Source organism: Comamonas testosteroni (genome assembly GCF_030505195.1).
GTDB lineage: Bacteria > Pseudomonadota > Gammaproteobacteria > Burkholderiales > Burkholderiaceae_C > Comamonas > Comamonas testosteroni_G.
Genome location: NZ_CP129672.1, coordinates 2,522,250 through 2,544,633, shown reverse-complemented (window position 1 = coordinate 2,544,633; position 22,384 = coordinate 2,522,250). Strand labels below are relative to the sequence as shown.

The 22,384-nt window shown below is 59.7% G+C and carries 19 protein-coding genes, 1 tRNA gene and 1 riboswitch; of the genes, 13 read left to right on the top strand and 7 right to left on the bottom strand.

What is annotated here, in order from left to right; genetic code table 11:
- Window positions 1–2 precede the first annotated feature (2 nt).
- Window positions 3–2,762 carry a methionine synthase gene (metH, locus tag QYQ99_RS11575; protein ID WP_302092763.1) on the bottom strand — a complete coding sequence of 920 codons (2,760 nt, stop codon included), beginning with the start codon at window positions 2,760–2,762 and terminating at the stop codon, window positions 3–5.
- Between the two features lie 36 nt (window positions 2,763–2,798).
- Window positions 2,799–2,908: riboswitch (S-adenosyl-L-homocysteine riboswitch) on the bottom strand.
- A gap of 420 nt (window positions 2,909–3,328) precedes the next feature.
- On the opposite strand from metH, the gene gltS reads away from it, so the two are divergent.
- Both gltS and QYQ99_RS11565 read left to right on the top strand, forming a co-directional pair.
- On the top strand, window positions 3,329–4,567 hold the full coding sequence (gene gltS, locus QYQ99_RS11570) for a sodium/glutamate symporter (protein ID WP_302092762.1): 1,239 nt from the start codon (window positions 3,329–3,331) through the stop codon (window positions 4,565–4,567).
- 108 nt (window positions 4,568–4,675) lie between these two features.
- Window positions 4,676–5,896 carry an ISL3 family transposase gene (locus tag QYQ99_RS11565; protein WP_302089465.1) on the top strand — a complete coding sequence of 407 codons (1,221 nt, stop codon included), beginning with the start codon at window positions 4,676–4,678 and terminating at the stop codon, window positions 5,894–5,896.
- Window positions 5,897–5,991: 95 nt separating this feature from the next.
- Here QYQ99_RS11565 and QYQ99_RS11560 read toward each other — a convergent pair whose 3' ends face one another.
- Entirely contained in the window at window positions 5,992–6,495 is a 504-nt protein-coding gene (locus QYQ99_RS11560; RefSeq protein ID WP_302092761.1) for a PACE efflux transporter, read from the bottom strand.
- Window positions 6,496–6,588: 93 nt separating this feature from the next.
- On the opposite strand from QYQ99_RS11560, the gene QYQ99_RS11555 reads away from it, so the two are divergent.
- Both QYQ99_RS11555 and QYQ99_RS11550 read left to right on the top strand, forming a co-directional pair.
- Window positions 6,589–7,500: a LysR family transcriptional regulator gene (locus QYQ99_RS11555; protein WP_302092760.1), complete on the top strand. Its 912-nt coding sequence runs from the start codon at window positions 6,589–6,591 to the stop codon at window positions 7,498–7,500.
- A 126-nt stretch (window positions 7,501–7,626) separates the two neighbouring features.
- Window positions 7,627–8,742, top strand: coding sequence for a PPK2 family polyphosphate kinase (locus QYQ99_RS11550; protein ID WP_302092759.1), 1,116 nt, complete (start codon window positions 7,627–7,629; stop codon window positions 8,740–8,742).
- Window positions 8,743–8,769: 27 nt separating this feature from the next.
- Here the strand turns inward: QYQ99_RS11550 and QYQ99_RS11545 are convergent, their stop codons facing one another.
- Window positions 8,770–9,279 carry a nuclear transport factor 2 family protein gene (locus QYQ99_RS11545; protein ID WP_302092758.1) on the bottom strand — a complete coding sequence of 170 codons (510 nt, stop codon included), beginning with the start codon at window positions 9,277–9,279 and terminating at the stop codon, window positions 8,770–8,772.
- A gap of 207 nt (window positions 9,280–9,486) precedes the next feature.
- On the bottom strand, window positions 9,487–10,410 hold the full coding sequence (locus QYQ99_RS11540) for a fumarylacetoacetate hydrolase family protein (protein ID WP_302092757.1): 924 nt from the start codon (window positions 10,408–10,410) through the stop codon (window positions 9,487–9,489).
- A 209-nt stretch (window positions 10,411–10,619) separates the two neighbouring features.
- Here QYQ99_RS11540 and QYQ99_RS11535 point away from each other — a divergent pair, with 209 nt between their 5' ends.
- Window positions 10,620–11,927 (top strand): Glu/Leu/Phe/Val family dehydrogenase, encoded by a 1,308-nt coding sequence (locus QYQ99_RS11535; RefSeq protein WP_302092756.1) that lies wholly within the window; start codon window positions 10,620–10,622, stop codon window positions 11,925–11,927.
- A 307-nt stretch (window positions 11,928–12,234) separates the two neighbouring features.
- Here the strand turns inward: QYQ99_RS11535 and QYQ99_RS11530 are convergent.
- Window positions 12,235–12,311: transfer RNA gene (locus tag QYQ99_RS11530), tRNA-Met, on the bottom strand.
- 180 nt (window positions 12,312–12,491) lie between these two features.
- Here QYQ99_RS11530 and radA point away from each other — a divergent pair.
- The 8 genes from radA to QYQ99_RS11490 all read left to right on the top strand — a co-directional run bounded on the left by radA (window position 12,492) and on the right by QYQ99_RS11490 (window position 20,346).
- On the top strand, window positions 12,492–13,877 hold the full coding sequence (radA, locus tag QYQ99_RS11525; protein WP_302092755.1) for a DNA repair protein RadA: 1,386 nt from the start codon (window positions 12,492–12,494) through the stop codon (window positions 13,875–13,877).
- A gap of 180 nt (window positions 13,878–14,057) precedes the next feature.
- Window positions 14,058–14,513, top strand: a complete 456-nt coding sequence (locus QYQ99_RS11520; RefSeq protein ID WP_302092753.1) for a glycerate kinase — start codon at window positions 14,058–14,060, stop codon at window positions 14,511–14,513.
- An 81-nt stretch (window positions 14,514–14,594) separates the two neighbouring features.
- Window positions 14,595–15,533: a branched-chain amino acid transaminase gene (locus QYQ99_RS11515; protein ID WP_302092752.1), complete on the top strand. Its 939-nt coding sequence runs from the start codon at window positions 14,595–14,597 to the stop codon at window positions 15,531–15,533.
- A gap of 144 nt (window positions 15,534–15,677) precedes the next feature.
- Window positions 15,678–15,887: a zinc-finger domain-containing protein gene (locus QYQ99_RS11510; protein WP_003059801.1), complete on the top strand. Its 210-nt coding sequence runs from the start codon at window positions 15,678–15,680 to the stop codon at window positions 15,885–15,887.
- 78 nt (window positions 15,888–15,965) lie between these two features.
- On the top strand, window positions 15,966–17,054 hold the full coding sequence (locus QYQ99_RS11505; protein WP_302092751.1) for a glycosyltransferase: 1,089 nt from the start codon (window positions 15,966–15,968) through the stop codon (window positions 17,052–17,054).
- Window positions 17,055–17,081: 27 nt separating this feature from the next.
- Window positions 17,082–18,350, top strand: a complete 1,269-nt coding sequence (locus QYQ99_RS11500; protein WP_302092750.1) for an O-antigen ligase family protein — start codon at window positions 17,082–17,084, stop codon at window positions 18,348–18,350.
- Window positions 18,347–19,357: a glycosyltransferase family 2 protein gene (locus tag QYQ99_RS11495; RefSeq protein ID WP_302092749.1), complete on the top strand. Its 1,011-nt coding sequence runs from the start codon at window positions 18,347–18,349 to the stop codon at window positions 19,355–19,357. Before QYQ99_RS11500 ends, QYQ99_RS11495 begins: the two co-directional genes overlap by 4 nt.
- Complete coding sequence (locus tag QYQ99_RS11490) at window positions 19,357–20,346, top strand: glycosyltransferase family 32 protein (RefSeq protein WP_302092748.1); 990 nt, start codon at window positions 19,357–19,359, stop codon at window positions 20,344–20,346. The genes QYQ99_RS11495 and QYQ99_RS11490 overlap by 1 nt, the downstream gene beginning before the upstream one ends.
- Here QYQ99_RS11490 and QYQ99_RS11485 read toward each other — a convergent pair.
- The gene (locus tag QYQ99_RS11485) at window positions 20,315–21,250 is read right to left on the bottom strand and encodes a lysylphosphatidylglycerol synthase transmembrane domain-containing protein (RefSeq protein ID WP_302092747.1); all 936 of its coding nucleotides are present in this window, start codon (window positions 21,248–21,250) and stop codon (window positions 20,315–20,317) included. The genes QYQ99_RS11490 and QYQ99_RS11485 overlap by 32 nt on opposite strands.
- Window positions 21,247–22,263 (bottom strand): glycosyltransferase family 2 protein, encoded by a 1,017-nt coding sequence (locus QYQ99_RS11480; protein ID WP_302092746.1) that lies wholly within the window; start codon window positions 22,261–22,263, stop codon window positions 21,247–21,249. Before QYQ99_RS11480 ends, QYQ99_RS11485 begins: the two co-directional genes overlap by 4 nt.
- Window positions 22,264–22,384: the final 121 nt, after the last annotated feature.

Below are 22,384 nucleotides of genomic sequence, written 5' to 3'. Positions count from 1 at the left end.
GCTCAGCCCAGATTCGGCGCCAGATAACGGCGCAGCTCCTCGATATCCATAGCGCGTCGCTGGGCCATATCGGCGAGCTGGTCTTCGCCGATCTGGCCCACGTTGAAGTAGCTGGCCTCGGGGTTGCCGATGTAGAAGCCGCTCACGCTGGATGCGGGGTTCATGGCCAGGCTCTCGGTCAGCGTCATGCCGATTTCATCGGCCTGCAACGTCTTGAACAGATCGATCTTGGCCGTGTGATCGGGGCAGGCAGGATAGCCGGGCGCGGGGCGAATGCCCTTGTAGGCTTCCTTGATGAGTTCCTCGTTGCTCAGGCTCTCGTCTTCGGCATAGCCCCACAGATCCTTGCGCACGCGCTGGTGCAGACATTCGGCAAAGGCTTCTGCCAGACGGTCGGCCAGGGCCTTGAACATGATGCCGCTGTAGTCGTCCAGCGCAGCTTCGAACTCCTTGTCCTTCTTTTCAGCGCCGATGCCGGCAGTCACGGCAAACAGGCCTGCATAGTCGGCAATGCCCGACTCCTTGGTGGCCACAAAATCGGCCAGGCAGCGGCTGGGGCGCATCACGGGCCGGCCATCCGGGCCGTCCACGGCCTGTTTTTCGGTCTGCTGACGCATGCCGTACCAGGTGGTCAGCACCTGGCTGCGCGACTCGTCGGTGTAGAACACGATGTCGTCGCCCACGCGATTGGCCGGGAACAGGCCCATCACGCCATTGGCCTGCAGCCAGCGGCCGTCAATGATCTTTTGCAGCATGAGCTGGGCATCGGCCAGTACCTTGCGCGCTTCCACGCCCACGACCTCATCGTCGAGGATGGCCGGGTACGGCCCCGCCAGATCCCAGGTCTGGAAGAACGGGCCCCAATCGATGTACTGGGCAATTTCGGCCAGGTCGAAGTTCTTGAACACGCGGCGGCCCAGGGTGCGCGGCACCACGGGGGCATGGTTCACCACGGCAGCATTGGCTCTGGCCTGCTCCAGCGTCCACAGCGGCGTCTTCTTCTTGTTGGCATGCTGGGTGCGCACCTTGTCGTAGTCGGCGCTCAGCTCGTTCAGATAGGCCTGCTTGCCTTCGCCCAGCAGGCTCTGCGCCACGCTGACCGAGCGCGAGGCGTCGGGCACATAGACCACGGGGCCGTCGTACTTGGGAGCAATCTTCACGGCCGTATGCACGCGCGAGCAGGTCGCGCCGCCGATCAGCAGCGGAATCTTCTTGATGCGGAAGTAGTCGTCCTTGTCCATCTCGCCGGCCACATACTGCATCTCTTCGAGGCTGGGAGTGATCAGGCCCGACAGGCCGATGATGTCCGCGCCCTCGGCCTTGGCACGCGCCAGGATCTCGTGGCAGGGCACCATCACGCCCATGTTGATGACTTCGAAGTTGTTGCACTGCAGGACCACGGTGACGATGTTCTTGCCGATGTCGTGCACGTCGCCCTTGACCGTGGCGATGACGATCTTGCCCTTGCTGGTCACGTCCAGGCCCGCCGCTTCCTGCTGGCGCTTCTCTTCCTCGATATAGGGCACAAGGTGGGCCACGGCCTGCTTCATCACGCGCGCGGACTTGACCACCTGGGGCAGGAACATCTTGCCGGCACCGAACAGGTCGCCGACGATATTCATGCCGTCCATGAGCGGGCCTTCGATCACGTGCAGCGGGCGGCCTCCGCCCTGCACCACGATCTGCTGGTAGGCCTCTTCGGTGTCTTCGGTGATGAAGTCGGTGATGCCGTGCACCAAGGCATGCGACAGACGCTCGCCCACGGTCTTCGGTGCCTCGGGCGTGCCGCGCCACTCGAGCTTCTTGCTGTCGTCCTTGGCCGCGCCCTTGGCGCTGTCGGCGATCTCCAGCAGGCGCTCGGCCGCATCGGGGCGGCGGTTGAGCACCACGTCCTCCACGCGCTCGCGCAGCTGGGGCTCCAGGTCATCGTACACACCGACCATGCCGGCATTGACGATGCCCATGTCCATGCCTGCCCCAATCGCGTGATAGAGGAACACCGTGTGGATGGCCTCGCGCACGGGGTCGTTGCCACGGAACGAGAACGAGACATTGGAGACGCCGCCCGAGACCTTCGCTCCGGGCAGGTTCTGCTTGATCCAGCGCACGGCCTCGATGAAATCAACGCCGTAGTTGTTGTGCTCTTCGATGCCGGTGGCCACGGCAAAGATGTTGGGGTCGAAGATGATGTCCTCAGGCGGGAAGCCCACTTCGTCGACCAGAATGCGGTAGGCGCGTTCGCAGATCTCGATCTTGCGAGCAAAGGTGTCGGCCTGGCCTTTTTCGTCAAACGCCATCACCACGGCGGCAGCGCCATAGCGCTTGACCAGCTTGGCGTGCTTCTTGAATTCCTCGACGCCCTCCTTCATGGAGATCGAGTTGACGATGCCCTTGCCCTGCAGGCAGCGCAGGCCGGCTTCGATCACATCCCACTTGGAGCTGTCCACCATCACCGGCACCTTGGCGATATCGGGCTCGGAGGCAATCAGATTCAGAAAGCGCACCATGGCGGCCTTGCTGTCCAGCATGGCCTCGTCCATGTTCACATCGATCACCTGGGCGCCGTTTTCCACCTGCTGGCGCGCCACGGCCAGCGCCTCCTCGTACTGCTCATTCAGGATCAGGCGCGCAAAGGCCTTGGAGCCGGTGACGTTGGTGCGCTCGCCCACGTTGACGAACAGCGTCTCATCGCCGATGAAGACGGGCTCCAGGCCCGACAGGCGCATGGGAGGAATGGCAGTGGAAGGGATAGCAGCGGACATCAGCTCACCTGTGTGAAAACCAGAAACAGAATCGAAAACAGGTGAGCGCCGTTGGGAGTGCAGGCAGATCGCCAGCCGGATCTGCGACCCCGAGCCTGACGGGTCAAACATCTCAGGGATGACCTGCTGCAGCGCTCCTCGGGGTGAAGCCCGTCATTCTACGGCGAGGGCGGGCAATCGGGGCGTCAAGGCGCTTTGCCCCGCGGCTGTGCAGGCGGGCTCTTTGCGAATGGCTATAGCAGATTCGACTTTCCACACCCCAAAAACAGGAGCAGGGCAAAAGGTAATTTCGCAGAACACGAATGCGACCATCTCATTTCAAGCATATTCCCGCCATGGTGCACATTCGCAGGGAATGGAGCGCACCGCTTTCCTGCTCTCAGGCAGCCCGGCACCGACGGGTCCGCTTGCCATGAGTGGACAAGCACCTACAGCCCCTATCTTTGAGTCTTTGGCACCATCGACAGCAAATGTCTGGTCCATATGCTCAGCCGTGCACCGCCGAATGGCCAGCCATGACCGGGCAGGCCATTCGGCCGTTGCATGGAACCACCCAGGAGATCTTCATGAACGTGACCTTCGGCGCGTACTACACCCTCATCATGGCCGTGCTTGTGCTCATGCTTGGCAAGCTCATGACAAGACATATCCGCTTTCTGCGCGACTTCAATATTCCCGAGCCTGTCTCCGGCGGCCTGGTCGTGGCGGCCATCATCTTCATGCTGCATCAGACCACGGGACTGGCGCTGAGCTTCGAAGCAAGCCTGCAGTCGGCGTTCATGCTGGTGTTCTTCTCCTCCATCGGCCTGAGCGCGAACTTCGCCAAGCTGCGTGAGGGCGGCTCCTCGCTGTTACTCTTCCTGGGTGTGATTGCCGTCTTCATCATGATGCAGAACATCGTGGGCGTGAGTCTGGCTTCCTTGCTGGGGCTGGATCCGCTGATCGGTCTGGTCGCGGGCTCCATCACGCTGGTGGGTGGTCACGGTACGGCCGGTGCCTGGGGCTCGGTGCTGGAAAACCAATACGGTCTCACGGGAGCCACCACCCTGGGCATTGCCTGCGCCACTTTCGGTCTGGTCATCGGCGGCCTGGTGGGTGGCCCGCTGGCCAAGCGGCTGATCACGCGCCATCAACTGGCCCAGCCGCTGACCGAGTCCGAGCAGCTGCGCGCTGATGCGCCCACCGTGAGCGAAGGCAGCGCGGTCGCCAACTTCGAGTCGCCCAACAAGGCACCGCGCCTGATCACGGCCGATGCGGCGGTGGAGACACTGGCCCTCTTCGCGGGCTGCCTGGCCTTTGCCGAATTCATGACCGGCCTGACCATGGGAACGGTCATCCAGCTGCCTACCTTTGTCTGGGCGCTGGCCGGCGGCGTGGTCATCCGCAACGTGCTGGACTATATGTTCGGCTTCAAGGTCTTCGACCGTGCCATCGACGTCTTCGGCAATGCCTCGCTGTCCATCTATCTGGCCATCGCGCTGCTGTCGCTCAAGCTGTGGGAGCTGACCGATCTGGCCGGCCCGCTGATGGTCATTCTGGCCGCGCAGGCCATCGTCATGACGCTGTATGCGGCCTTCGTTACCTTCCGCATCATGGGCCGCAACTACGACGCCGCCGTGCTGGCCGCCGGCCACTGCGGCTTCGGCATGGGAGCCACACCCACGGCCGTTGCCAACATGCAGGCCATCACCAACCAGTACGGCCCTTCGCACAAGGCCTTTCTGATCGTGCCCCTGGTCGGCGCCTTCTTCATCGACCTCATCAACGCCTTTGTGCTGCAGGCCATGCTCAGCATTCTTCGCTGAGCGCTGCATCAGGCCCAAAAAGAAAGGTTCATCGAGGAATTTCGTGGAGATAAGCCCGTTCGTTTTGTAATCTGATGGCAACGACACTGACATCGGAGAACAAATCAAATGCTGGACTCGAAGTTATTGCAGGCTCTTGGCGGCTGGGAGGGCTACGTGGTTGAACGTGTGCAGTGGCCCCAGGGCGATAGCCGCACCGTGTCGATTTATCTGAAGCCGCAGGCCAGCGTCATGCATTGCGAGCGCTGCGGTGCGCAGTGCAGCCAAGTCCATGAGACCACGACACGGCGCGTGCGCGATCTGGCATTGTTCGAGTACAGAGTGGTGCTACATGTGCCGCGTCGGCGTCTGTGGTGCGATAGCTGTGGTGGCCCGCACCTGGAGAAACTCAGCTGGCTCGGTCGCTACCAGCGCGTCACAGACCGTCTGGCGCAGGCGTGCAGCCAGTTGCTTCGCAGCAGCAGCATCAAGGCGGTAGCGGCCTTCTTCGATCTGGGCTGGCACACCGTCAAGTCCATCGACAAAGCCTTGCTGCTGGCCAACACTGCGCAGCCGCAATGGGATCAGATCGAGTACCTGGCGATGGACGAGTTTGCGCTGCACAAGGGCCATCGCTACGCCACAGTCGTCGTCGACCCCATCAGCCGGCAGGTGCTGTGGGTGGGGCAAGGGCGCTCACGCGAGACGGCCCGCCAGTTCTTCGAGCAGTTGCCCGCTGGCGTTGCCCAGCGCATTCGCGCAGTTGCTATCGACATGACTACGGCTTACGAGCTGGAGATTAAGGCCCACTGCCCTAACGCCGAGATCGTCTATGACCTGTTCCATGTCGTGGCCAAGTACGGCCGGGAGGTCATCGACCGAGTGCGTGTCGATCAGGCCAACTTGCTGCGCCAACAGCCCTCAGCACGTAAGGTGCTCAAATCCAGCCGCTGGTTGCTGCTGCGCAATCGCAACAAGCTGCAGCCTCAACAAGCAGTGCAACTCAAGGAACTGCTGGCGGCCAATCAACCATTGATGACGGTATACGTCTTGCGCGACGAGCTCAAACAGTTGTGGTTCTACCGTCGTGCGACTTGGGCGCATCGCGCCTGGCGGCACTGGTGTGATCAAGCCCATCAAAGCGGCATTGCCGCACTGAGCACCTTCGCTCAGCGCTTGCAAAGCTACCTGCACGGGATCATCGCCCGATGCAGGCATCCGTTGAACACAAGTGTTGTGGAGGGCATCAACAACACCATCAAGGTCATCAAGCGCCGGGCCTATGGCTACCGCGATCAGGACTACTTCTTTCTGAAGATTCGGGCAGCATTCCCCGGTAATGCGCGATGAACCAAAAGAAAGCGTGTTCCCGGTAGACAGGAACACGCTTTTTTCATGGTTGCTTGCGCTTTCAGGGCAAGCGTCAGAGGCTTGTGTGGCTCAGATCATGCCGCCACGGCCTGGGCCGAAGCGGGCAGGCCGAAGATGCGGTCAAAGGCCCAGTTGAAGGCAAAGGTGTAGACCATGAAGAACACCAGCAGACCGGCTTCCATCACGGCAGCCTCCCACAGCGAGATGCCGAACCACCAGGCCATCAGCGGGATCAGCATGGCGGCGATGCCGCCTTCGAAACCGATGGCATGCACCACGCGGCGCATCAGGGAACGGCCCTTGACGCTCTGGCGCGATTCCCATTTTTCGAACAGGTGGTTGAAGCTCAGATTCCAGCAGATCGCGATCGCCGACGCAGCCACGGCCATGACGCCGGAGTCGCTGGCCTTTTGGCCGATGGCCATGAAGATCAGGCTGGAGACGATGATGGCGATGATTTCGTACAGGCCCACATAGAGGATGCGGCGCTTGGGACCTTGAAGGCCCTTGGCCTTGGCGGGGGCCGCAAAGGCGGCGGTATTTTTGAGAGACGCGGCAGAGGAAGAAGCGGATGCCATCGCTGAGGCTTGTTGAGACATGGGCTGCAGTGTATGTTCTATAAATTGAAGATAAAAGTCAGTTCCTTTCAATTTTTCTGACAGATCGACACCATGTCCTTTAGCGCCGACCAGGTTCCGCTGTTTCTTGCCGTGCTCGATGCCGGCTCCTTCTCGGCGGCTGCACGCAAGCTCGGGCGTGTGCCCTCGGCCGTCAGCATGGCCATTGCCCAGCTGGAGGCAGAGCTGGACCTGCAGCTGTTCGAGCGCAGCGGGCGCGAGCCCGTGCCCAGTGCCGCCGCCCGCGCGCTCGAGCCACAGGCGCGCCTGCTGGCCGAGCAGTTGCAGTTGCTGAACTGGCAGGCTCAGGCGCTGCATGCGGGTCTGGAGGAAAGGCTGACGCTGGCCATCGCCCCCGAGCTGCTGGCCACGCACTGGAGCGAACCGCTGAGCCGTCTGGTGCACGAGTTTCCCGCGCTGCCGATTGAGGTGCTGGCCGCTCCCCAGGCAGATGCGCTGGAGCTTTTGCATGCGGGCCGCGCCCATCTGGCCCTGGTATTTGAGCGACCCGCCATGGACGGGCGCGAGGGCTTCCAGGAAATGGGCCGCGAGACGCTGGTGGCCGTGATGTCGCCGCAGTTCGAGCCCTGGCAGCAGGCGCTGGCCGAGCATGGGCAGGGGCGCACCACACTGCCACAGCTCACGGTGGAGCAGTTGGCCGCCACGCGCCAGGTGCTGGTGGCCAGCCGCGACCCCCAGCAGACCGATCCGCGCTTTGTGTTTGCGCGCCAGCTCTGGCGCACGGACAGTCACCAGGCAGCGCTGTCGCTGATCGGCGCAGGTCTGGCCTGGGGCTGGCTGCCCAAGGGCCTGGTGGAATCGCATATCGACAGCGGCGCGCTGATGGAAATTCCCGTGCTCAACATCAGCAACGGCACGACCTTGTTCGTGGACTGGGTCTGGTCCAAGGAGCGTGCCCAGGGTCTGGCAGCCAGGCGCTTTGTGCAACTGCTGCGCGAGCGCTGAACCTCCATGGGCTTGCCTCCAACATCTGGCCTTGAAGCCAAAAACGCATCAGGAGCAGAATGTAAAAGCGTAAGCCGCTAGTCATTCCATAGCGAATCAATTTGCACTGCACAGGAGTTTCAATACATGCCCCGTCAGCCCGCCAAAGCCGCCCCCGCTACATCGCCTGCTGCGACCACTGAGCCGGACCGCCAGCCGGCACGCAAACGCCTGCCGTTTCCGACCAGCGCATCGGTCAAAGCCGCCAAGACGGCCAAGTCATCTGCGCCGCAGCCAGCCCCCGTCACCCAACCTGCCGCCAAAACTCTGAGCAAGGCTTCAGCGAAGGCACCGGAACTTCCTGCGCCCGCCGCTGCCCATGTCTACCCCTTCGAGACCAAGGACAAGGCGCTGCGCAAGCTATGGCAGCCCTGGCACCCGGGCCAACCACACGACAGTCGTTTGACCGCCGGGCAGCCTCGTCCCGCAGTGGATCTGCAGAAGTTCGACCCGGCCGCCAAGCCCTTTTCCTCCGACCAGGGCAAGCAATATGACAAGGACAGCGTGAACCAGCTGGCCGAGGCACTGGACGGGCTGCAGAATGTTTTCTATGCCGACCGGCGCTTCAAGCTTCTGGTCATCCTGCAGGGCATGGATGCCGCAGGCAAGGACGGCACGCTGCGTGCGGTCTTCGGCCGCATGTCGCCGCTGGGCGTGCGCACTGTGGGCTGGAAGGCTCCCAGCGAGACCGAGAAAGCGCATGACTATCTGTGGCGCATTCACCAGCAATTGCCGGGGGCGGGCGAGATCGTGCTCTTCAACCGCAGCCAGTACGAGGATGTGCTGGTGCCCGTGGTCAACGGCTGGCTCACGCCCGGGCAGCAGACCCAGCGCTATGCGCAGATCAACGACTTCGAGCGCATGCTCAGCGAGACCGGCACGGTGATCGTCAAGTTCATGCTGCACATCAGCAAGGACGAACAGCGCGAGCGGTTGCAGCAGCGCCTGGACGACCCCTGCAAGCACTGGAAATTCGACGAGAACGACCTCAAGGTGCGCGCCCAGTGGGACGACTATCAGCAGGCCTATGGCCGGCTGCTGGGTGCCACGCACACGCCCTGGGCGCCCTGGACCATCGTGCCCGCCGACTCCAAGACGCATCGCAATCTGATGGTGGCCACGGTGCTGCGAGAGGTGCTGGGCAATCTGGAACTGAAGTACCCGCCCGGTGCGCCTGCAATGGACAAGATCAAAGTGAACTAATCCCGTCGCGGCTGCGGCTCATGTCCGTCAGGACTGGCCCTGCGCCAGACTGCCGGACTGATACACGTCGTAGTGCTCGGTCGTCACGCCGCTGACGGCTTTTTCCAGTCTATGTTTCACCAGCCAGCGGCCCTGCACACGCTGATAGCGCACATCGTAGTAACCCAGCACCGTGCGCTGGCCAAAATATTGGACCGACGCGTTGAACATGCCCTGCCACTGGAAATGCACGCGCGCCTGCGCCGTGTCACCATCAATCTGCAGTCGCAGCAGGTGCATGAAGTGCAGGCCTTTGTAGAACGCGTCCACCTGCGCGCAAAAGGCCTGTAGTTCCTCGCGGCCCGTGTGAACCAGTCGTGGCCCCTGGCCCACTGCGGCCAGATCAAACACGCCGTCTTCCGTAAAGACTGCCGCCCATCCCACTGCATCACCCGCATCCCAGGCCCTGGCGTATTCAGCCTCCAGGTCCATGATTTCCAGGCGTGCCTCGGCCAGCTCCAGTCTTTGCTGCAATGCAGCGATTGCTGTGTCGCTCACTTTTTGAACTCCCTTTTGACGATACAGCGCCCAATTGGAGAGTTCTTCGGCCCATTCACGTACCCGGAATTACCTGCTTTTCAAAAAGGAGCCGCAGTCACAGTACGGCTGCCACTTTTTTAATCAAAACAGGACCACCGCCAATTAATAAAAGCGCTTGCAGCTATTAAATCAGGAGTTCCCAGAAAGCATTCAGCGTTGCTTTGCTTAAAACTGCCAGCCCAGCTGACCCAGACCTTCAAACTGCATCTCAAAACGGTCACCTGCGTTGAGCGACATACATCCGCACCAGGTTCCCGTCGTCACCACCGTGCCGGCGGGAACGCTGCCGTATTCGCGTGCCACATGCTGCAGCCAGTCCACGAGCAGCCAGGCCGGATCGCCCAGGCTGTGCGTGCCGGTAAAGCGCTGCGGCGGGCCGCCGTTCACGGCCACCGTGCACAGTTGCCGCGCCCAGTCGCGGCCGGCGATGACGGAAGCGCTCTGCCACTCGCCCAGCGCCAGTCCGCCATGGCACTGGCCGTCGGCCAGCAAGGCCAGAGCCGGGGCTTTGAGGCCGTCGCGCCAGCGCACATCCACCCATTCCACGGCCACGCAGGCCGCGTCGACCAGCGCCAGCGCGCTGTCGTAATCGAGGACTGCGACCTGCTCGGCGCTCACATCCCGGCCTATGCGCAAAGCGATCTCAGCCTCGGCACAGCGCAGATTGAAGACGGTCTCGGGCGCGGGCACCGGGTTCAATCCCTGGCGAATGCCATCCTCGGGCAGCGGCACATGCAGCAGAGCTGCGTTGCGGCCCGGGCCGCCGGACTTCCAGTAGCGCGGCGCGCGATCGGCGGGCCACCAGTTCCAGGTGCGTGCCAGCGCGCTTTGCACGGCACGGGCATCGGTGGCATCGCGCATCAGCGCTGCCACGTCGGCGCCCAAGGCCTGGGCCGTGCCCAGTTTGCGCGACCACCACAGCGCATCGGCCGTGGCATAGCTGTCCTCGGGCAAATCGGGCCACAACGTCTTCCAGTCGGGCAGCACCTCTTCCTGCGTCTGCAGCTCGGGAGCCAGCCCTATGGGCGGGGTATTGGCAAACGGTGCCGGGCCACACCAGCCGCTTTTGCAATCATTGTTTTCAGACATGACGGCAATGATGGCAAATTTCCTGTCTCCATGTCACCGATTGAATGCTTGGCCCACATCCAGAGCGGCTTTCGGATGGTTATGCACAAAATGCATAGCATCTCAAACAAGAAGCCTTGGACAGGAAAATTCGGCGCGCGCACACTGTGAATCCCGGACAGCAAGGGCTTACAACGACCTTGCTCCACTCAGTCAACCAGGCCTTCATCATGCAAGCCAAAGACTCTTCAGCGCTGTCCACAGCGCATGTTCTGCCCTCCTACCTCAACCCTGATCATCTCGGTCCCTGGGGCATTTATCTGCAACAGGTCGACCGTGTCACCCCCTATCTGGGCTCGCTGGCCCGCTGGGTGGAAACGCTCAAGCGTCCCAAGCGCATCCTGATCGTCGATGTCCCCATCGAGATGGATGACGGCCGTATCGCTCACTTCGAGGGCTACCGCGTGCAGCACAACCTGAGCCGCGGTCCCGGCAAGGGCGGCGTGCGCTTCCACCAGGATGTGACGCTGTCTGAAGTGATGGCACTGTCGGCCTGGATGAGCATCAAGAATGCCGCCGTGAACGTGCCCTACGGCGGCGCCAAGGGCGGCATCCGTGTCGACCCGCGAAAGCTGTCCAAGGCCGAGCTGGAGCGCCTGACACGCCGCTATACCAGCGAAATCGGTCTGCTGATCGGCCCCACCAAGGACATTCCGGCACCTGACGTGAACACCAACGGTCAGGTCATGGCCTGGATGATGGACACCTACTCCATGAACACGGGCGCCACGGCCACCGGCGTGGTCACGGGCAAGCCCGTGGACCTGGGCGGATCGCTGGGTCGCGTCGAGGCCACGGGCCGCGGCGTGTTCACCGTGGGCGTGGAAGCCGCCAAGCTCACAGGCCTGAATGTGCAGGGCGCACGCGTGGCCGTGCAGGGCTTCGGCAATGTGGGCGGCACTGCGGGCAAGCTGTTTGCCGATGCCGGAGCCAAGGTCGTGGCCGTGCAGGACCATACGGGCACCATTCAGAACGCCAATGGCCTGGATGTGACGGCATTGCTGGAGCATGTGGGCAATACCGGCGGTGTGGGTGGCTTTGCCGGTGGCGAGGCCATGGATGCAGCCGCCTTCTGGGGCGTGGATTGCGACATCCTGATCCCGGCGGCACTGGAAGGCCAGATCACCGAGGAAAACGCCGGCCAGATCAAGGCCAAGCTGGTGATCGAAGGTGCCAACGGCCCCACCACTCCTGAGGCCGACGACATCCTCAGCGAAAAAGGCGTGCTGGTTCTGCCCGACGTGATTGCGAATGCCGGCGGCGTGACCGTGAGCTACTTCGAGTGGGTGCAGGATTTCTCCAGCTTCTTCTGGACCGAAGACGAAATCAACGCCCGTCTGGTGCGCATCATGCAGGAAGCCTTTGCCGGCGTCTGGGCCGTGGCCCAGGAGCACAAGGTGACGCTGCGCACCGCCACCTTCATCGTGGCCTGCAAGCGCATTCTCCACGCCCGCGAGGCACGCGGCCTGTATCCATAAGCACCCCTGAGGCGCTACGCGCGCCTTCGCCCTGGCCGGGCGCCCCTCGCCGGGCACCCCTCTCTCTACGCGCCTCGCGCCAAGGGAGGGGGCGATGCCTTCGCCGGGGCGGCCCGGCCGCGAGGCGGCTCTTGCTCGGCATCTCTTTCAAGACTTACGCAAAACGGGTTCAGGCAGGGTGACTGCCCGCAGGAGGCAGGCAGTTGTTGCATTCTTGCTTGCGCAAGTCCTATCTTTGCTGAGATGGCGCCTGTGCCAGCGCGAGCACAACGAAAAAAGCCTTCTGTTTCCAGAAGGCTTTTTTGATTGGTTGCGCGAGAAGGATTTGAACCTCCGACCTTTGGGTTATGAGCCCAACGAGCTACCAGACTGCTCCATCGCGCGGTAATTTGTCTCTCAACAGCGTTGCTGTGTCGATAGCCGCAATTGTAGCCTAAATCGGCCTGTCATGCGGAGCAGTTATATAAATACGCGCTTTTTATGGTTATTGGCTCTGAGATTTGTCGCCAGCTTCCGATTGGCAGCAGCAATTGCCGCCCATGTCAGTCGGTATAGTTGCCGCCCATGGCCAAAGAGAAAACCACTTTCACCTGCAACGCCTGTGGCGGCACCAGCCCGCGCTGGCTGGGCAAATGCCCGGGCTGCGGCGCCTGGAACACACTGGTCGAGACCGTGGCCGACTCCGCCTCGGGCGGCAAGAACCGCCTGAGCCAGCCTCAGGGCTATGCAGGTCTGGCCAATGCCCAGCCCGTCACCCCGCTGTCGGCCATCGAGGCCCAGGATGTGGCGCGCACGCCCAGCGGCATCGAGGAGCTGGACCGCGTGCTGGGCGGCGGCGTGGTGGAAGGCGGCGTGGTGCTGATCGGGGGAGACCCCGGAATAGGTAAGTCCACACTCCTTTTGCAGGCCATGGATGCATTGCATCGTATCGGCCTGCCAACGCTCTATGTAACGGGCGAGGAAAGCGGTGCCCAGGTGGCGCTGCGTTCGCGCCGGCTGGGGCTGGACAACAGCCAGGTCAATGTGCTGGCCGAAATCCAGCTGGAGAAAATCCTCGCCACCGTGGAGGCCACCCAGCCCGCCGTGGTGGTGATTGACTCGATCCAGACGGTGTATTCGGACCAGCTCTCCTCAGCTCCGGGATCCGTGGCCCAGGTGCGCGAATGCGCGGCCCATCTGACGCGCGCGGCCAAGACCACGGGCATCACCATCATTTTGGTGGGCCATGTGACCAAGGACGGCGCGCTGGCCGGCCCGCGCGTGCTCGAGCACATGGTGGACACGGTGCTCTACTTCGAAGGCGACACGCACAGCAACTTCCGCCTGGTGCGCGCCATCAAGAACCGCTTCGGTGCCGTCAACGAGATCGGCGTCTTCGCGATGACGGAAAAAGGCCTCAAGGGCGTGACCAACCCCAGCGCCATCTTTCTGAGTCAGCACAGCGAGCCCGTGCCCGGCAGCTGCGTGCTGGTGACGCTGGAGGGCACGCGCCCCATGCTGGTGGAAATCCAGGCCCTGGTGGACCAGGGCGGCCCGGCCGCACGCCGCCTCTCGGTCGGCCTGGACCGCGACCGGCTGGCCATGCTGCTGGCCGTGCTCAACCGCCATGCGGGCGTGGCCTGCGCCGACCAGGATGTCTTCGTCAATGCCGTGGGCGGCGTGCGTATCAATGAGCCTGCGGCTGACCTGGCCGTGATGTTGGCAATCACTTCCAGTCTGCGCGGCAAGTCGCTGCCCAAAGGCTTTATTGCGTTTGGCGAGGTTGGTCTGGCCGGAGAGGTGCGCCCAGCACCTCGCGGCCAGGAGCGGCTCAAGGAGGCGGCAAAGTTGGGATTCACTATCGCCGTGGTCCCCAAGGCCAATGCACCCAAGAAACCCATCGCCGGCCTGGCCATCCATGCCGTGGAGCGCGTGGATGAGGCCATCAACATCGTGCGCGGCATTGGTTGATGTATTTTGATAGCTGCTAGCGCTTGTAAATTATAGATTTCAGACAATTTATTGTCTGAAATCCTTTGTTTATATGCGAATACAGCTACTGTTTTTGAAAATCCCTTGATCACAGCAGCCTGTACGGGCATACGCACTGCCCGCACACTCGAACCCACACCCTCGTAAGACAATAAGCCCATGAATTTGCGCAATATTTTGGTTCCTCTGGGCCTGATCGTGCTGACGATCGCAGCCTATAACTCTGCGGGCTGGCCGGGCGTGGCGGCCGTGGCAGGCGGTATCCTCATGTGGGGGCTGCTGCACTTCACGCGCCTGATGACCATCATGAAGAAGGCATCGGACCGGCCTATCGGCTATGTGGGCAGCGCCGTGATGCTCAATGCCAAGCTCAAGCCCAAGGCCCCGCTGGTCCATGTGGTGGCCATGACCCGCTCCCTGGGCCAGCGCCTGTCCGAAGAAGGCCAGAGCCCCGAGATCTACCGCTGGACCGACGGCTCGCAGTCCCATGTGACCTGCGAGTTTGTCGCCGGCCGCCTCATGAAGTGGGAGCTGCAGCGTCCCGATCCCAAGGAAGACCTGAACCCGACTGCCGCGCAAGCAACAGCCCGGACATCGGAGCCGACCTCCCCCTAAAATGGCAGCTTCAGGAGACAAGCGCTGCCGCCGACCCGGCAGCAGCGCCCGCTGAACACACAACCCATAGAGGATGGTTTTATGAGCCCTGTTGTTCCCTCGATGTCCGACCGCGACGGCAAGATCTGGATGGATGGCCAGTTGGTGGAGTGGCGCGACGCCAAGATCCACGTGCTGACCCACACGCTGCACTATGGCTGCGGCGCCTTTGAAGGCGTACGCGCCTACGAAACCGCACAGGGCACGGCCATCTTCCGCCTTGAAGAGCACACCAAGCGCCTGTTCAACAGTGCCAAGATTCTGCGCATGCAGATCCCGTTCAGCCAGGAGCAGGTCAACCAGGCCCAGGTCGAGGTGGTCAGGGCCAACGGCCTCAAATCCTGCTATCTGCGCCCGCTGACCTGGATCGGCGACCGCAAGCTGGGTGTCTCGCCCAAGGGCAACACCATCCACCTGATGGTGGCAGCCTGGGCCTGGGGCGCCTATCTGGGCGAGGAAGGCATGCAGCGTGGCATCCGCACCAAGATTTCCAGCTACACCCGCCACCATGTGAACATCACCATGAGCCAGGCCAAGGCGGTGAGCAACTACACCAACTCCATCCTGGCCAATACCGAGGCTCTGGACGACGGCTACGACGAGGCCATCTTGCTGGACGCATCGGGCTTTGTCTCCGAAGGATCGGGCGAGAACATCTTTGTGATCAAGGACGGCGTGGTCTACACCCCCGACCTGTCTGCCGGTGCACTCAACGGCATCACCCGCAACACCGTGCTGCACATCTGCAAGGACCTGGGCCTGGAAGTCGTGCAAAAGCGCATCACCCGCGATGAGCTGTATATCTCGGACGAGCTGTTCTTCACCGGCACCGCCGCAGAAGTCACGCCCATCCGCGAAGTGGACCGCTTACAGATCGGCGAAGGCCGCCGCGGCCCGATTACCGAGAAGATCCAGGCGGCCTACTTTGACATCGTCAACGGCCGCAACCCCAAATACGCACACTGGCTCACCTTGGTATAAATCACCCCCCTGAGCGGCTTTGCCGCTTCCCCCTCGGGGGACAGCACCGTCGCTGCGGGACGGCCCTTGCTTGGTGCTTCTGATCTCAATTGCGCCAGTATTTCCGGCCATGCTTCATTATTGAAAACACGAAAGACACGAGAAATGACCACGAATGCCGTCGTCGAACTGGCCGCCAAAGACCTGAACGCCCAGGGTGGTGTGTTCTGCCCCAGCCCCAAGGCCGATATGAAGCTGTGGAACAGCCACCCCAAGGTCTATCTGGACGTGGCCAAGACCGGCGATGCCAAATGCCCTTATTGCGGCACGACTTACCGCCTCAAGGCGGGCGAGGTGTTTGCTGGCGGGCATTGATTCCCAAAACCCCAGGGCATCTGGTCGCTCCAGCGAACGACCAGATGCTTTTTCATTTGCGAGTCACGATCGCGAACTATGCGCATTCTTCACTTTGTTACCGGAGGCTTCTCCGGTGCCACCCAGGTCGCCGTAGACCTGAGTCTGGCCGCACTGCGCACACCCGGCTATGAGGTTCTGCTGGTGCTACGCCGCAAACCCAGCACGGATGAGCACAAGATTGATGCCCTGCGCCAGCAAGGCCTTCAGGTTGTCGTGGTCTCCAACTGGCTGCATGCACTGACTGTCTGGGAGCTGCGCAAGATCATTCGCGGGTTCAAGCCGGATGCCTTGTTCGCTCATGGTTTCAGCGACCATATCTGGGGCCGGCGCGCTGCGGTGGCAGAAGGTGTTCCGCGGATCTTTCACGTCGAACACAATACCCGTGAACGCTACACACGACGCCGGCTGGCTCAAGCACAGGCACTGATGCCTTATACGGAGGCCTGCATTGGTGTCTCGGAGGGCGTGCGTATCAGCCTGATTGAACGCGGCTTTGATCCCGCCAAATGCATCGCCATACCCAACGGAATTGACCTGGAACGCTTTCCAGAATCCACTCTCAAACCTTGGCATGAACGTGAACCAGCCATCATCATGGCATCGCGCTTCGCGCGGCAAAAGGATCATGCGACGCTGATCAAGGCTATGGCGCTTCTCAGAGAGCGCGGATTCACCCCTCAGCTCTATCTGGCGGGAGGTGGTAAGAAACGCTTGAAAAGCAAGGCTCAATCACTTGCAAACCAGCTCAATCTACAAAATCAAATACAGTTTCTTGGAAATATTTCGAACCTACCCGAACGCCTAGGAAAGATGCAAATTTTTGTCCTTTCCACACACTGGGAAGGCATGCCTCTTGCCTTGGTAGAGGGCATGGCTGCTGGCTGTGCCTGTGTTGTCTCTGATGTCATAGGTGCCCGTGAAGTCATCACGGAAGCAACAGGCTGCAAGGTCCCGGAAAATGATGACTTGGCAATGGCAGACACGCTGCAGCACTTGCTGATGCAGCCTGCCCAGGCAGAAGCCCTAGGCCAGTCGGCACACCGAAAAGCGTTCCAAACCTATGGCCGTGAACATATGTGGAATTCGTATCGCGCTTTATTAGCCCCCCATGCGGGGACTGATTGATTCTTGCCGCTTCATTCACAGGCACCAATGAAAACCACAAACCTCCCTCTGCACCTCACATCGCTGGTCGCCTTCCTGATCCCGGCATTCGCACTGTGGATCCGGACTGGTCCATCTTATGGAGCAGCTTTGCTCTTGCTTGGCACACTGTGTTTTATGCTTCGCTGGATCAAAATCCGGCCGGCATCCGGAACATGGGCACTGGCCATTGTTCTTCTCGGTATGGCAGTGCTCTGGTTCGAACTCACCACACAGCAAGGATTTCATCGATGGGACCGACCTATTAAGTGGGCACTCGGTGCTCTGTGCATATTCTTCGCTGCAGCCTACCCTCCGCGACCCAACGCATTCTTCTATGGCTTGCCAGTTGGTTGCATAGGAATGGGGGCATTGGGGTTCTGGCAAGTCTTTGGCCAAGGAATGGAACGGGCGACAGGCTATACCAGTGCGATTCCATGGGGAGATACCGCACTTGTGCTGGCTTGCTTTACTGGTGTGTCTGCAGCTGTTTTCTGGAAAGAAAAGAGCTGGCCTTGGCGGTTGCTGCAAATCTTTTCAGTTATCGCAGGCCTGAGTGCCTCTCTATTATCTCAAGCACGTGGAGGCTGGATTGCACTGGCCCCTGTTTTGCTCATGTTCCTAGTCATTGGCTGGCAAATGCGCTCGCGTTTCTTTCGGCCATTGGCTGCGCTTCTATGCGGATTACTGATTGTCTTCCTGTTAATTATTGGAGTCACTCCATCCTTGCGAGCTCACATCGAAAAAGCCGCAACAGAAGTGAGCCAGTTTTATCAGGAGCACAAGGTCGGAACATCTCTTGGAATACGCCTTGAACAATATCGCTTGGCGCTTGAAGTAATCCCGGAAAAGCCTCTTCTAGGCTGGAGTCGAAAGGGTTTCGTTGCAGAAACAGAACGCCGTGTTGCTTTAGGATATTTTGATCCAGCCATTATTGAATTCAAGGATTTCATTCATAATGAAATCCTTGACAGCTGGGCAAAGACAGGGATCCCTGGAGTACTAATGCAACTTGCAATATACTTTGTCCCGATCTTTCTTTTCTGGCCTAGCAGAAAACGCTTGAGTCACCTGAAGATACAGGAAGAGTGGCAGCAGGCGCTTTGCCTTCGCCTTATGGGCTGCTTGATGGGAGTCATGTATCTGAGTTTTGGCATGACAATGCCTTACTTCGCGCACAATAGTGGCACTGTGTTTTTCATTTTCTGTTTGATCTGTTTGTGGTCAGCTCTCCAAGGTTTGGATCGTAAGCCACATGTTCAGGTGATGAATCCATGAACTGGTTGAGCATTCTTGTACCTGTTTACAACGTACACCCCTATCTAGAAGAGTGCTTGACTTCTGTTATCGAACAAACTTCTGCTGATATCCAGATAGTAGTCTTAGATGATTGCTCGACGGATGGCTCATGGGAACTGATGCAGACGCTGGCCTTACGCTGGCCAGGCCGACTGCAACTGCTCCAACATGAAAATAATAAAGGCCTCAGCGCAGCACGCAACAGCATGATTGAAGTCGCCACAGGCGACTATCTGTGGTTTCTGGATTCGGACGACAAAATTTTGCCTGGCGCCATCGATCACTTGCAGAGAATTGTTAGCACTCACACTCCAGATATCGTGCTTTGCGACTTCTCCGTTTGGCGCACCAAGTCCCGCCTCAAGCACCGCTTGCGCGGTGAGGTCCATCGACGCAGCTTCCAAGGCCCAGCGGAGCAGTTAGTAGAGGATCAAGGCGTTCTGCTAAGCGGATTGCTCTCAACAGGACAGCTGCATGCCTGGTCCAAGGTGTCCAAACGTAGCCTCTGGGATCAATCTCTAAGATTCCCTCCTGATCGCTATTTTGAAGATCTGATGTGCATGCCGCTGCTCGCACTTCGCTGTAAAAACTTTTATTACTGCAACCTGCCTTGGGTTGCATATCGACAACGCACGACAAGCATTCTCTCAACCATGACTCTCAGCAAAGCCAGGGACCAGTCTGCAGCATTGCTTGAGTTCTCCCGTGACTTGCGAAGAAGTCCGCTCCACGCGAATTACACAGTCAACCTGGCTTTGTCACAGCAATGTACTCGAAACTTTATTGCTGGAATCCGTTTCCTCAAGCATCAACGCAATACTCTACCTCCTGAAAAAGTCACCCAATGTGTTGATCAATTCAGAGATGACTTCATACAAGCATCCCCTTACTCATTTAGAGATTTAATAAATATATACATTCGCCGAGGTTGGTGGCTACGTGCAGCCAAACTATATCGGTTCATGCATTGGAATCCGAATTTCTAATGAATCATATTTCACGTAAAACCCGCGGCGAACTCTGGCTTGCTCGTTGTTTGAAAACCTTCTACGGACTGAAGACTCGTCATCTTGAAGAGGCACCAAAGTTGGAATTTTCCAGCTACGGCCCAGAAGCAAGAATTCATTCAGAACCCCGCCCTATACCCAAAATTATCTGGGCTTACTGGAATGGGAAGCCTCCTCCCCTCGTTCAACGGTGTCTGGATACATGGGAGTTTTTCAATCCGCACTTTGAGATTCGTGTACTTGACGATGTATCAATGCAGAATTATCTGCCCATTGTGCCTTCACAGCTTCACGAACTCCCCCCCACCAAACGCTCCGACTGGATACGCCTGGAACTCTTGCGTCTACATGGGGGAATCTGGCTAGACGCAAGCACAATTCTGACTAGATCACTGGATTGGGTTTTAGAGCAACAGCAATTATCAAACGCAGACTTTATTGGCTATTACTTAGAAAAATACACTCAATATCCACTAAGACCTGTCATTGAAAATTGGTTCATGGCTGCTCCATCTGGCAGCCCATTTATTACAGATGTACAGCAGGAGTTTTCAACCCAGGTCATTCCGTTCAGTAACGAAGAATACCTAGAAAACCTAAAGAAATCAGGTATTTATGAAGAGCTTCTGCAAAAAATCGATATGCCTTGGTATCTAAGCCAACATCTTGCAATTCAGAGGGTTTTACATCGGAACTTTAAATATCGACTTTTTTTGGCGAAGGCAGAGGATGGTCCATATTTCCTGCACGCATTAGGTGGCTGGAGTCGTACGCCTCTCAAGCTAAGACTTATGTTCTCTCTCCTTCATCGAGCTCCTGAGCTGATCAAATTGCGCTCCCCGGATAGAAAACGCCTAGACCTTTATTTAGAAAAACAGCTTTATGTCCACGGCAGTATTGCGCAACGCTATCTGACAGATTTGAAGCAGGAGTTGTCTACGACGAGGAGCGAGAAGGAAAACCGATAATCAAGGCTCCCAGAGCCCCCTGGCCCAGGGCAAAGACTCCATAGAGGAGGCCGATGCCAACGGCCAATGCGGCAGGCACTCCGAACGGAGCCAGCGCCGCAACGGCTGCGGCTTCACGGGTGCCCCAGCCACCCACACTTACAGGCAGTGCAGCCATCAGAAACACGGGGGCGATGACAAAGGCCCATACGGCCAGCGACAAATGCAGGCCCAGCGCCATGGCCCCACATGCCAGCGCGCCAGCAGACAGCAATTGCACCAATGCCGAGGATGCTGCTTGCACCCACAATTGCAGCAGAAAGTTCGGGCTGCCTGCTGCCATGCGTACCGGCTCCAGCCATGCACCAGGCAGCTTGAACCAGTTGCTGCGCAGGCCCTGCAGAACAATCCAGGGCAGCAGCAACCACAGCACGATGACGGCAAGCAGCAGGGCGATGAAGACGGCGGTATTCATGTGCACCCAGGGGGCAAGCGTAGAAGCACAGGCCACCGCGCCCAGGCCACCGATCGCGCACAGCATCCACAGACCGCTGACACGATCCAGAATTACCGACAGATTGCTGGCCGCCTTGGCCTGCCCGGTCTTCTGCAGCGCAATTGCACGATAGACATCGCCGCCCACGACAGCGCCTGGCAAAAGCACATTCAGGCCAATCGCCTGAAAATACCAGCGCATGCCGGAGGCCAGCGACATCTCGGCCCCAAGCCACCGCGCCATGGCACGCCAGCGCCATGCCGACACGACGTTGGAGGCGATGGAAATCCCGAAGCCCCCCAGCAGCCACCAGGGATTGGCCTGCTGCAGCCGGCCCCAGAGCTGGACCGGATTCGCGAGATAGACAACGGCGGCCAGCAAAGCGATGCCCATCAGGGCCCGGACAAACGCCTTACGCGCCTTGCTCACAGAGCCGCGGTCTCGGTTTTCGCGGCCTTGTCTGCAGGCTTGTATTCGACAGCGCCGTAATCCTTGGCGTGGTACTGAAGGCCGCTGCCCGACTCGTAATAGATACGCGTCAGCAGCTCGCCGATCAGGCCCGCCGCGATGAACTGCATGCCCATCAGCACCAGCATGACCCCAGCCATCAACAGGGGGCGGCCGCCAATCGCTTCGCCCATGATCTTCTGCGCCAGCAGCCACAGCAGAATCAGCACGCCGGGCGTAGCCATCCACAGCCCCATGCCGCCAAAGGCATGCAGGGGACGCTGGCGAAAGCGCATGAAAAAGACAATGAAGATCAGATCCAGAATCACCCGGAAAGTGCGATCTATGCCGTACTTGGAGACACCGCGCGTGCGTGCATGGTGACGCACCGGAATCTCCGTGATGCGCGCGCCCGCATCACGCGCCAGCGAAGGAATGAAGCGGTGCATCTCGCCATACAGGCGAATGCGGTCGATGATTTCGCGGCGATAGGCCTTCAATGCACAGCCATAGTCGTGCAGCTGCACATTGGTGAATTTGGAAATCAGACGGTTGGCCAGCACCGAAGGCAGGCGGCGCGACAGTGCCTTGTCCTGGCGATTCTTGCGCCAGCCCGAGATCATGTCCACATCGGGGTCGTTTTCCAGGCGCTCCAGCAGCAGCGGAATATCGCCGGGTTCGTTTTGCAGGTCGGCATCCAGCGTGACCACATAACGGCCGCGCACTCGGTCAAAACCGGCTTGCAGGGCACTGGACTGGCCGTAGTTGCGCACCAGGCAGACAGCACGCACCCAGGGGTGCTGTTCGGCCAGCTCGCGCAGACGCTTGGCACTGCCATCCGTCGAACCATCGTCCACTGCAATCAGCTCGTAACTCAGTGCCTGGGTGCGCATGGCCTCGTCAATGCGGGCCACCAGATCGGGCAGATTATCGAACTCGTTATATACAGGAACAACGATGGAGACTTCGGGGTTTGAATCGTGCACGGACGTCATGCTGAATGATTGGGGATAACAGTCACCTATACTAACTGAATACCCCATGCGCCATTTGCGCCAAGCCCATTGTTTGGCCTGCAAAGCCAAGCGCAATCGTAAGTGCGCACTATCAAAAAAT